The following is an 11583-nucleotide window of genomic DNA, read 5'->3' on the forward strand; positions in this document are numbered from 1 at the left end:
GGGTCGCCCCGACCGGGGTCCCGCCCGCCGGGGTGTGGCCCGGGCTCCGGGTGCCCCGGGCCGGGGTCGGCTGCCCCTTGGCGTACGTGGTCGGCTGCGAGAAGCCGGCCTGGCCGCTCGGCGGCGCGGGCGTCTGCCCCCCGTAGGTCGCACCGCTCTGGCCCGCTCCACCGGCCGGCGGCATCAGCGAGGTGGACGCGGCCGAGTGCTCGGTCGGCGGCTGCGGAACGCCGTACGCACCCCCGCCCTGCGCGCCCGGACGGCCGCCGGAGGTTCCTCCCGCAGCACCCGTGGCTCCACTCACCTGGTCCTCCCGCACTTCCCACCAGGACGGCGGCGCCGCCCTGCTTCGTCACTCGTCATCCAGCGCCCGGCGGGATTGCCCGGAACTGGTCGGCGTCCGGTGCCGCCGCATCCATACTCTGGACGCGGCGGCACCGGTCTGCGGTTCGGTTCAGGCCTCGACGTCTCCGTCGACCGCCGTCTCCGCTCCCTCGGCCGTCTCGGTGGACTCGGTACCCGCCACCTCGTCCTCCGCCGTCTCCTCGTCCTCGGCCTCCGCGTTGCGGGCCATGCCCACGACCGCGTCGCGCTTTCCGAGGTTGATCAGTTGGACGCCCATGGTGTCACGTCCGGTTTCACGAACCTCGGAAACCCTCGTGCGGATCACCCCACCCGAGAGGGTGATCGCCATGATCTCGTCGGATTCGTCGACCACGAGCGCGCCGACCAGCGAGCCCCGGCCCTCGACGATCTTCGCCGCCTTGGTGCCGTAGCCGCCGCGCCCCTGGACACGGTACTCGTCCACCCCGGTGCGCTTGGCGTAGCCGCCGTCCGTGGCGGTGAAGACGTAGGTGCCCGGACGGACGACGTTCATCGAGAGCAGTTCGTCGTCCTCGCGGAAGGCCATGCCCTTGACGCCGGAGGTGGCGCGGCCGGTCGGGCGCAGGGCGTCGTCGGTCGCGGTGAAGCGGATCGACTGGGCCTTCTTGGAGACCAGCAGCAGGTCGTCCTCGGCGGAGACCAGCTCGGCGCCGATCAGCTCGTCGTCCTGGCCCTCCTCGTCCTGGCGCAGGTTGATCGCGATCAGGCCGCCGGAGCGCGGCGAGTCGTAGTCCTTGAGCGCGGACTTCTTCACCAGGCCGGCCCGGGTGGCGAGGACCAGGTACGGCTTGTCCTCGTACGTCCGCACGGCCATCACCTGGGCGATGTGCTCGTCCGGTTGGAAGGCCAGCAGGTTGGCGACGTGCTGGCCGCGGGCGTCGCGCCCGGCGTCCGGCAGCTCGTAGCCCTTGGCGCGGTAGACCCGGCCCTTGTTGGTGAAGAACAGGATCCAGTTGTGGGTCGTCGTCACGAAGAAGTGGTCGACGATGTCGTCCTGCTTCAGCTGGGCACCGCGCACGCCCTTGCCGCCGCGCTTCTGCGAGCGGTAGAGGTCGGAGCGGGTCCGCTTGACGTAGCCGCCACGGGTGATCGTGACGACGATGTCCTCCTCGGCGATGAGGTCCTCGATGGAGAGGTCGCCGTCGGAGGGGATGAGGGTGGAGCGCCGCTCGTCGCCGTACTTGTCGACGATCGCGGTGAGCTCCTCGGAGATGATCTCCCGCTGGCGGACCGGCGAGGCCAGGATCGCGTTGTACTCGTCGATCTTGCGCTGGAGCTCGTCGTGCTCGTCCATGATCCGCTGGCGCTCGAGGGCGGCCAGCCGGCGCAGCTGCATCTCCAGGATCGCGTTGGCCTGGAGCTCGTCGATGTCGAGCAGGCCCATCAGGCCGGTGCGGGCGGCGTCGGCGCTGGCCGAGGCCCGGATCAGCGCGATGACCTCGTCGATCAGGTCCAGGGCCTTCAGCAGGGCGCGCAGGATGTGCGCGCGCTCCTCGGCCTTGCGCAGCCGGAAGGTGGTGCGCCGGACGATGACCTCGACCTGGTGGTTGACCCAGTGCCGGATGAAGGCGTCGAGCGACAGCGTGCGCGGCACGCCGTCGACCAGGGCCAGCATGTTGGCGCCGAAGTTGGTCTGCAGCTCGGTGTGCTTGTACAGGTTGTTCAGCACGACCTTGGCGACCGCGTCGCGCTTGAGCACGACCACCAGGCGGGTGCCGGTGCGGGACGAGGACTCGTCCCGGACGTCGGCGATGCCGGCGATCTTGCCGTCCTTGACCAGGTCGGCGATCTTCAGCGCGAGGTTGTCCGGGTTGACCTGGTACGGCAGCTCGGTGATCACCAGGCACTGGCGGCCCTGGATCTCCTCGACCTCGACGACGGCCCGCATGGTGACCGAGCCGCGGCCGGTGCGGTAGTAGTCGTCGATCCCGCGGCGGCCGACGATCAGCGCGCCGGTCGGGAAGTCGGGGCCCTTGATCCGCTCGACCAGGGCGTCCAGCAGCTCCTCGGCGGAGGCCTCCGGGTTCTCCAGGTACCAGAGCGCGCCGGAGGCGACCTCGCGGAGGTTGTGCGGCGGGATGTTGGTGGCCATGCCGACCGCGATGCCGGTGGCACCGTTGACCAGCAGGTTGGGGATGCGCGCGGGCAGGACGGTCGGCTCCTGCGAGCGGCCGTCGTAGTTGGGCGCGAAGTCGACGGTCTCCTCGTCGATGTCGCGCATCATCTCCATGGCCAGCGGCATCAGCTTGCACTCGGTGTAGCGCATGGCCGCCGCCGGGTCGTTGCCCGGGGAGCCGAAGTTGCCGTTGCCGTCCACCAGCGGCATCCGCAGCGACCACGGCTGGGCCAGGCGGACCACGGTGTCGTAGATCGAGGTGTCACCGTGCGGGTGGTAGTTGCCCATGACGTCGCCGACGACGCGGGCGCACTTGTAGTAGCCCTTCTCGGGCCGGTACCCGCCGTCGTACATCGCGTAGAGCACGCGGCGGTGCACCGGCTTGAGGCCGTCGCGGACCTCGGGGAGCGCCCGGCTGACGATCACGCTCATCGCGTAGTCGAGGTAGGAGCGCTGCATCTCGGTCTCGAGCTCGACCGGCTCGATCCGCATGGTCACCTGGGCGGTGCCCTCGGCTGCGGGGGTCTCGGGCTGTTCGCCTTCGGGACGGTTGTCGTCGACCACTGGTGGTCAGTTTCCTTTCACGCGGACTGGAACGTGCGGGGCCTGCGGTGCAGGCGTCACACGTCCAGGAAGCGAACGTCCTTGGCGTTGCGCTGGATGAAGGAGCGGCGCGCCTCGACGTCCTCGCCCATCAGCACGGAGAACAGCTCGTCGGCACGGGCGGCGTCCTCCAGGGTGACCTGGAGCAGCAGGCGGTGCTCGGCGTCCATGGTGGTGACCCGGAGCTCCTCGGCGTTCATCTCGCCGAGACCCTTGAAGCGCTGGATCGCGTCGTCCTTGGGCAGCCGGCGCCCGGCCTCCACCCCGGCCGCGATCAGCGCGTCGCGCTCGCGGTCGGAGTAGGCGTACTCGAAGTCGTCCTTGCCCCACTTGATCTTGTACAGCGGCGGCATGGCGAGGTAGACGTACCCGGACTCGACCAGCGGCCGCATGAAGCGGAACAGCAGGGTGAGCAGCAGGGTGCGGATGTGCTGTCCGTCGACGTCGGCGTCGGCCATCAGGACGATCTTGTGGTACCGCAGCTTGGACTCGTCGTAGTCCTCCTGGATGCCGCAGCCGAAGGCCGAGATGAGCGCCTGGACCTCGGTGTTCTGGAGGACCTTGTCGATCCGGGCCTTCTCGACGTTCAGGATCTTGCCGCGGATCGGCAGGATGGCCTGGGTGCGCGGGTCCCGGCCCTGCTTGGCCGAGCCGCCGGCGGAGTCACCCTCGACGATGAAGATCTCGCACTCGGACGGGTCCTTGGACTGGCAGTCCGAGAGCTTGCCCGGCAGCGAGGCGGACTCCAGCAGGCCCTTGCGGCGGGTCAGGTCGCGGGCCTTGCGGGCGGCGACGCGCGCGGTGGCGGCCTGGATGGACTTGCGGATGATGTCCGCGGCCTCGTTGGGGTTGCGGTCCAGCCAGTCGTTGAGGTGCTCGTGGACGACCTTCTGGACGAAGGTCTTGGCCTCGGTGTTGCCGAGCTTGTCCTTGGTCTGGCCCTCGAACTGGGGCTCGCCGAGCTTGACCGAGATGATCGCGGTCAGACCCTCGCGGATGTCCTCGCCGGAGAGGTTGTCGTCCTTCTCGCGGAGCAGCTTCTTGTCCCGCGCGTAGCGGTTGACCAGGCCGGTCAGCGCGGCGCGGAAGCCCTCCTCGTGGGTGCCGCCGCCGTGGGTGTGGATGGTGTTGGCGAAGCTGTAGACCCCCTCGGTGTAGGAGGAGTTCCACTGCATCGCGATCTCCACCGAGATCGCCTTGTCCTTGTCCTCCGCCTCGAAGTCGATCACCGAGGGGTGGACGACCTCGCCCTTGCGGGAGTTGAGGTGGGCGACGAAGTCGGCGATGCCGCCGTCGTACTTGTACGTGACGGTGAGCGGCTTGCCCTCCTCGTCCGCGTGCTCGGGGCGCTCGTCGGTCAGCGAGATCGACAGGCCCTTGTTGAGGAAGGCCATCTCCTGGAAGCGCCGGGAGAGCGTCTCGAAGGAGTAGACGGTGGTCTCGAAGATGTCGCCGTCGGCCCAGAAGGTCACCGTGGTGCCGGTGCGGTCGGTCTCCGCGCCCTTGACCAGGGGGGCGGTCGGCGCGCCCATCTTGTAGTCCTGGGTCCAGATGTGGCCGTCCCGGTGGATCTCCACCGAGAGCCGGGTGGACAGCGCGTTCACCACGGAGACGCCCACGCCGTGCAGACCGCCGGAGACGGCGTAGCCGCCGCCGCCGAACTTGCCGCCGGCGTGCAGGACGGTGAGCACGACCTCGACGGCGGGCTTGTCCTGGCCGGGGACGATGTCCACCGGGATGCCGCGGCCGTTGTCGACGCAGCGGATGGCGCCGTCGGCCATGATCGTGACGTCGATGGTGTCGGCGTGCCCGGCCATCGCCTCGTCGACGGAGTTGTCCACGACCTCCTGCACCAGGTGGTGCAGGCCGCGCTCGCCCGTCGAACCGATGTACATGCCGGGGCGCTTGCGGACGGCGTCGAGGCCTTCCAGCACCTGGATGTTGCTACCGGTGTAGGAAGCCTGCTCGGACTGGTCTGGGGTCTGGCTGGGGTTGCCGGAATCGGCCACGAAGCGCCCTCTCTGGCACAGCACGGGTCGCATGCCCACCCCGTACGGGCGGGCGTGCGACCACAGCGTTTCGACTCGGTTGCCACTAGCAACAGTGTTTGGCTTTCAGTCTACCGGTACGACTGACAGAGATGGGCGTTTGGCAGCCCTTGAGGGCAGATATGCCGCCCTGAATCCCCTCTGGACATGTCCCGATACTCGCCCGGGGGGCCCAGGGCGCCTGGAAGGGCTGTCAGGGGTTCCGGAAGATCGCCATCCGATCCGCGCCCCCGCCGGCCGTCCGAGGTCCCGGTCAGCCCCAGGTGTCGCCCGGCCCCTTGCTCCCGGGCGCGCGCAGCCGGCCGTAGCCGCGGGCGGGCGCCGCGGGGCCGAGCACCTTGATGGTCCGGACCGTCCCGTGGCCCAGTTCGTGGTTCAGACGGGCCACCAACTGCCGTGCCAGCCAGCGTAGTTGGGTGGCCCAGGCGGTGGAGTCGCACTGCACGGTGAGCACCGCGGCGGCCTCGTCGTAGGAGGAGGGGTGGCAGTGCGCGGCGATGTCCGGGCCGACGATCTGCGGCCAGCGGCCCATCACCCCGCCGACGGCGGCCGAGGACTCCCAGCCGCGCTCGGTCAGCAGCCGGTTGAGCGCCGCGCCCAGCGGGACCGGGTCGCGGCCGTCCGAACGGGCGCCGCTGCGCAGGCCGTGCCGCTTCGCCTCGCGCTTCTCCCGGACCTGCTCGCCGCGCTGACGGGCCTGGGCCCGGGCCGCGCGCAGCGCGGAGCGGGCGAGGTCGGCACCGGTCGGCGCCGGGGCACCTGGCTCGGGGGAGTGCTCCGCCGGCTCGCTCACGGCGATCTCCTTTCCCCAGCCTGTGGACAACGGTCGCGGTCGCGCGCCCGCCGAGCCGTCCAGCCTACGGGAGCCGCCGGGCCCCTCGGGCCGGGGCGGGGGCGCGCGGTGCGCGGAAGCGGTCGCGGTCCGGTGACGGCGGTGTGGTGGTGCGGGTGGAGGGGTGTGAATCGGTGCGGACGCGGGGGCGCGGTCAGGCGTCGACCCGGCGCACCGCGCCGTCGGAGACCGCGAACCGGGCGCCGGCCAGCGCCTTCGGCACGTCCTCGGCGACCGCCGCGGTCACCAGCACCTGCTCGCCGCCGGCCACCAGCTCGGCCAGCCGGTCCCGGCGGGCGGCGTCCAGCTCGGCGAACACGTCGTCCAGGATCAGCACCGGCTCGCCGCCGTCGGCGCGCAGCAGCTCGTACGAGGCCAGCCGCAGCGCCAGCGCGAACGACCAGGACTCGCCGTGGCTGGCGTAGCCCTTGGCGGGCAGCGGGCCGAGCTTGAGCCCCAGCTCGTCGCGGTGCGGGCCGACCAGGGTGACACCGCGCTCGACCTCCTGCTTGCGGACCGCCTGCAGCGCGTTCAGCAGCTGCTCCTCGGCCTGCTCGCGGCTGGTCGGCAGTTCGCCCTCGAAGGAGCTGCGGTACTCCAGGGCGGTCTCGCCGCCGCCGGGGGCCAGCTGCCCGTACGCGGCCGCCACCAGGGGCTGCAGGGCGGCCACCAGCTGGATCCGGAAGGCCGTCAACTCGGCGCCGGCGCGGGCCAGATGGCCGTCCCAGACCTCCAGGGTGGACAGGTCCGCGCCCTTGCCGCCGCCGGCCCGGCGGGCCATCGCGGCGGTCTTCAGCAGGGCGTTGCGCTGCTTGAGCACCCGCTCGTAGTCCTGCCGCACCCCGGCCAGCCGGGGTGCCCGGGCGGTCAGCAGCTCGTCCAGGAAGCGCCGCCGCTCACCCGGGTCGCCCTTGACCAGGCTGAGGTCCTCGGGGGCGAACAGCACGGTGCGCAGCAGGCCCAGGACGTCCCGCGGGCGGACGTTGTCGGAGCGGTTGATCCGGGCCCGGTTGGCCTTGCCCGGGGTGAGCTCCAGCTCGATCAGGGTGGACCGGCCGCGGTCCACCACCGAGGTGCGGACCACCGCCCGCTCGGCGCCCAGCCGGATCAGCGGGGCGTCGGTGGCGACCCGGTGGCTTCCCAGGGTGGCCACGTAGCCGATCGCCTCGACCAGGTTGGTCTTGCCCTGGCCGTTGGGCCCCACGAAGGCGGTCACGCCCGGGTCGAGGGGAACCTCGGCCCGGGCGTACGACCGGAAGTCGGCGAGCGACAGGTGCGCGACGTGCATGGCTGTGGACTGCGCCCGCCTTCTTGGGGAGGACCTGCTGGTTACTTGGACTCGACCGCGTGGCCGCCGAACTGGTTGCGCAGCGCGGCGATCATCTTCATCTGCGGCGAGTCCTCCTGGCGGGAGGCGAAGCGGGCGAACAGCGAGGCGGTGATCGCCGGCAGCGGCACGGCGTGGTCGATCGCGGCCTCGACGGTCCAGCGGCCCTCGCCGGAGTCGGCGGCCCAGCCGCGCAGCTTGTCCAGGTGCTCGTCCTCGTCCAGGGCGCGGACGGCCAGGTCCAGCAGCCAGGAGCGGATGACGGTGCCCTCCTGCCAGCTGCGGAAGACGTCGCGCACGTCGGTGACCTCGGGGGCGGCCTCCAGCAGCTCCCAGCCCTCGGCGAAGGCCTGCATCATCGCGTACTCGATGCCGTTGTGGACCATCTTGGCGAAGTGGCCGGCGCCCACCGCGCCCGCGTGCACCGAGCCGAACTCGCCCTCGGGCTTGAGGGCGTCGAAGACCGGCTGGGCCTTCGCGACGTGCTCGGCGTCGCCGCCGTACATCAGCGCGTAGCCGTTCTCCAGGCCCCAGACGCCGCCGGAGACGCCGCAGTCCACGAAGCCGATGCCCTTGGCGGCCAGCGCCTCGGCGTGCTTGACGTCGTCGGTCCAGCGGGAGTTGCCGCCGTCGACCACAACGTCGCCGGGGGAGAGCAGCTCGGCGAGCTCGTCGACGGTCGCCTGGGTGGCGGCGCCCGCCGGGACCATGACCCAGACCACGCGCGGGCCCTGGAGCTTGCTGACGAGCTCCTGGAGGCTCTCGACGTCGGAGATGTCAGGGTTGCGGTCGTAGCCGATGACGGTGTGGCCGGCGCGGCGGATCCGCTCGCGCATGTTGCCGCCCATCTTGCCGAGACCGATGAGGCCGAGCTCCATGACCAAGTCCTTACCTGTGGTGACGTGCCTGCCGGCGGCGCCGTTGCCGCACTCCTTGAGCCTACGCGCTGGAGCGGCCCCGCCCGGCTGCGGTCGGGGCCGGCCGGGGGAGACGGCCACAGGCTGTGCACAGCGGGTGTGCACAGCCTGTGGACGAAGAACGGGCGGGATCAGCCGGAGAGGCGGACCGGCATGATCAGGTACTGGTAGGCCTTGTCCTCCTCGGCGTCCACCGAGACCTTGCCGCTGAGCAGCGCGGGCTTGGTCGGGGTGGTGAAGCTGAGCTGGGCGAAGGGGGAGTCGATGGCCTTGAGGCCCTCCTCCAGGTAGCCCGGGTTGAACGCGATCGAGATGGCGTCGCCCTCCAGGGAGGCCTCGATCCGCTCGGTGGCCTGGGCGTCGTCGCCCGAACCGGCCTCCAGCGTCAGCACGCCCTCCTCGAAGTTGAGGCGGACCGGGGTGTTGCGCTCGGCGACCAGCGAGACGCGCTTGAGCGCCTCCAGGAACGGCTGGGTCTGGATCGCGGCGATCGCGTTGAACTCGGTCGGGAAGAGGCTGCGGAACTTGGGGAACTCGCCCTCCAGCAGCCGGGTGGTCGTCCGGCGGCCGGCGCCCTCGAAGCCGATCAGGCCCTCGCCCGCGCCGCCCGAGGAGAGCGCGATGGAGACGGTGTCGCCGCTGCCCAGGGACTTGGCGATGTCCTGGAGGGTCTTGGCCGGGACCAGCGCGACGGCGGAGATGTCCGACTGCTCGGGCTTCCACAGCAGCTCGCGGACGGCGAAGCGGTAGCGGTCGGTGGCGGCCAGGGTGATCCGGTCGCCCTCGATCTCGACCCGGACACCGGTGAGCACCGGGAGGGTGTCGTCCCGGCCGGCGGCGACCGCGGCCTGGCTGACGGCCGAGGCGAAGACGTCACCGGAGACGGTGCCGGTCGCGGTCGGCATCTGGGGCAGCGCCGGGTACTCGTCCACCGGGAGGGTGGGGAGGGTGAACCGGGAGCTGCCGCAGACCACGCTGACCCGTTGGCCGTCGGTGGAGATCTCCACCGGCCGGTTGGGGAGGTTGCGGGAGATGTCGTTCAGCAGCCGGCCGGAGACCAGGACGGTGCCGGCCTCCTCGACGTCCGCCTCCAGCTCGACCCGGGCCGAGACCTCGTAGTCGAAGCCGGACAGCGCCAGGCTGCCCTCCTGCGCGGTCAGCAGCAGGCCGGCCAGCACCGGCACCGGCGGCCGTGCCGGGAGGCTGCGGGCAGCCCAGGCCACCGCCTCCGCGAGGACGTCACGCTCCACCCGGAACTTCACCGGTAACCGCCTCCTGGATCGAGCGCTCCCGCTCGCACTCTGGTTCGTCTGATCTTGATCGTCGGTTCGGCTGTCCACCGAGCTCGGTCACTCCGCTTCCAGTCGCAAGGACAGTCTGACGTACTCCGCCGACAGACGGGGCAGACGGGCGGAAGCGACCCGAACTGTTGTCGGGGCCCGGTTGTCCACAGATTCGGGGCCCACCCACTTTGAAAGCAAGTCCGGGGTCTAAATGTGTAGTGGTAGTAGTAGGGCCTGTGGAAACCGTGGATAACCCCGTTTCCGCAGGTCAGAGCCCGAATTTTGTCCACAGCGGGTGTGGACGGCGGCTGTGGACGGGCAGGCCGCGCTGTGGACAGCCGAGCGTTACCCACAGGGCACACAGGGTATCCACAGGTTATCCCCAGGGCTGTCCCCAGATCCGGGCCCGGTTATCCACGGGCGCCGGTCAACTTTACGTGACGCCTTTCACACCAGGGTATGAACGCCAGCCCACGGTTGTCGAACTGTGGACGCCGCTGTGGACAACCTGGGGATAACCGGCCCTCCCCTGGGGACAACCGGTGGATAACCCGGACGGCCCACTGTGGACCCGTCAATTGTCCACACCCTGTGGATAACCGTTGTGCACAAGTCCACAGGCACCTGACCTGCGCGGAAGAGCGTAGCGGCGACGGGCCTGTGGACGAATTCTGGATAACTCCGCACTCCCCACCCTGTGGACGGCGGCGGAGGGGCCCGTCCTGTGGACAACGGCCTTGCGCGCCCCCGGGTTTCGAATCACCGGTCAGTTGTTCGGCGCGGGCTGTGGACTGGCGGACCGTCCGTCGAGGGCATCCCTGCCCAGCCGGCGCGCGACGCACACCTGTGGACACGAGAAAGGGCGTCAGGATTCGCTCCTGACGCCCTTGGGGGCCCGTCTTCGGACCCGGGGCCCCGCCGTGCCTGCTCCGGCTAGCTCTTGATGCGGTTGGTGAGTTCGGTGACCTGGTTGTAGATCGAGCGCCGCTCGGCCATCAGCGAGCGGATCTTGCGGTCCGCGTGCATCACCGTGGTGTGGTCGCGGCCGCCGAACTGCGCGCCGATCTTCGGCAGCGAGAGGTCGGTGAGCTCGCGGCAGAGGTACATCGCGATCTGCCGGGCCGTCACCAGCACCCGGCTGCGCGAGGACCCGCAGAGGTCGTCCACGCCCAGGCCGAAGTAGGCGGCGGTCTGCTGCATGATGACCTGCGCGGTGATCTCCGGGCCGGCGTCCTCGTCCCCGCCCGGGATCAGGTCCTTGAGGACGATCCCGGCCAACTCCAGGTCCACCGGGGCCCGGTTGAGGTTGGCGAAGGCGGTCACCCGGATCAGCGCGCCCTCCAACTCCCGGATGTTGCGGGTGATCCGGGAGGCGATGAACTCCAACACGTCGGCGGGAGCGTTGAGTTGCTCCTGGATCGCCTTCTTGCGCAGGATCGCGATCCGGGTCTCCAGCTCCGGCGGGGTGACGTCGGTGATCAGACCCCACTCGAAGCGGTTGCGCAGCCGGTCCTCCAGCGTGGTCAGCAGCTTGGGCGGCCGGTCCGAGGAGAGGACGATCTGCTTGTTCGCGTTGTGCAGGGTGTTGAAGGTGTGGAAGAACTCCTCCTGCGTGGACTCCTTGCTCGCGAGGAACTGGATGTCGTCCACGAGCAGGATGTCCATGTCCCGGTAGCGGCGGCGGAAGGTGTCCGCCTTGCCGTCCCGGATCGAGTTGATGAACTCGTTGGTGAACTCCTCCGAGGACACGTAGCGCACCCGGGTGCCCGGGAAGAGACTGCGCGAGTAGTGCCCGATGGCGTGCAGCAGGTGGGTCTTGCCCAGCCCGGACTCGCCGTAGATGAAGAGCGGGTTGTACGCCTTGGCCGGAGCCTCGGCGACCGCCACCGCCGCCGCGTGCGCGAAGCGGTTGCTGGCGCCGATGACGAAGGTGTCGAACAGGTACTTGGGGTTCAGCCGGGCGGCCGGCTCGTCCTTGCGGGAGCCGCCGGCCGGGGGAGCGCCGGGCGGGGCGGGCACGCCGGGGACGCCGGGACGCTCGGCGGAGCGCTCCGGGGCGGCCTTCTCGGCCGG

The 11583-nt window shown here is 70.6% G+C and carries 7 protein-coding genes and 1 pseudogene; all 8 read right to left on the minus strand.

The window, feature by feature from the left end:
- A pseudogene (locus AE652_RS48435) lies at window positions 1-304 on the minus strand (hypothetical protein); the annotation flags it as partial.
- Window positions 305-454: 150 nt separating this feature from the next.
- Entirely contained in the window at window positions 455-3064 is a 2610-nt protein-coding gene (gene gyrA / locus AE652_RS23300; RefSeq protein ID WP_049654618.1) for a DNA gyrase subunit A, read from the minus strand.
- A 56-nt stretch (window positions 3065-3120) separates the two neighbouring features.
- Entirely contained in the window at window positions 3121-5145 is a 2025-nt protein-coding gene (gene gyrB, locus AE652_RS23305; RefSeq protein ID WP_369808323.1) for a DNA topoisomerase (ATP-hydrolyzing) subunit B, read from the minus strand.
- Window positions 5146-5404: 259 nt separating this feature from the next.
- On the minus strand, window positions 5405-5944 hold the full coding sequence (locus AE652_RS23310; RefSeq protein WP_049654619.1) for a DUF721 domain-containing protein: 540 nt from the start codon (window positions 5942-5944) through the stop codon (window positions 5405-5407).
- A 193-nt stretch (window positions 5945-6137) separates the two neighbouring features.
- Entirely contained in the window at window positions 6138-7271 is a 1134-nt protein-coding gene (gene recF, locus AE652_RS23315; RefSeq protein ID WP_049654621.1) for a DNA replication/repair protein RecF, read from the minus strand.
- A 41-nt stretch (window positions 7272-7312) separates the two neighbouring features.
- Window positions 7313-8188 (minus strand): phosphogluconate dehydrogenase (NAD(+)-dependent, decarboxylating), encoded by an 876-nt coding sequence (gene gnd, locus AE652_RS23320; protein ID WP_049654622.1) that lies wholly within the window; start codon window positions 8186-8188, stop codon window positions 7313-7315.
- Window positions 8189-8358: 170 nt separating this feature from the next.
- A complete protein-coding gene (dnaN, locus tag AE652_RS23325; RefSeq protein WP_049654624.1) occupies window positions 8359-9489 on the minus strand; it encodes a DNA polymerase III subunit beta in 1131 nt (376 codons plus the stop codon).
- 954 nt (window positions 9490-10443) lie between these two features.
- Window positions 10444-11583: chromosomal replication initiator protein DnaA (dnaA, locus tag AE652_RS23330; protein WP_049654625.1), on the minus strand; the 1140-nt coding region annotated here is incomplete at its 5' end.

Source organism: Kitasatospora sp. MY 5-36 (genome assembly GCF_001182915.1).
In the GTDB taxonomy this organism is placed as follows: domain Bacteria; phylum Actinomycetota; class Actinomycetes; order Streptomycetales; family Streptomycetaceae; genus Kitasatospora.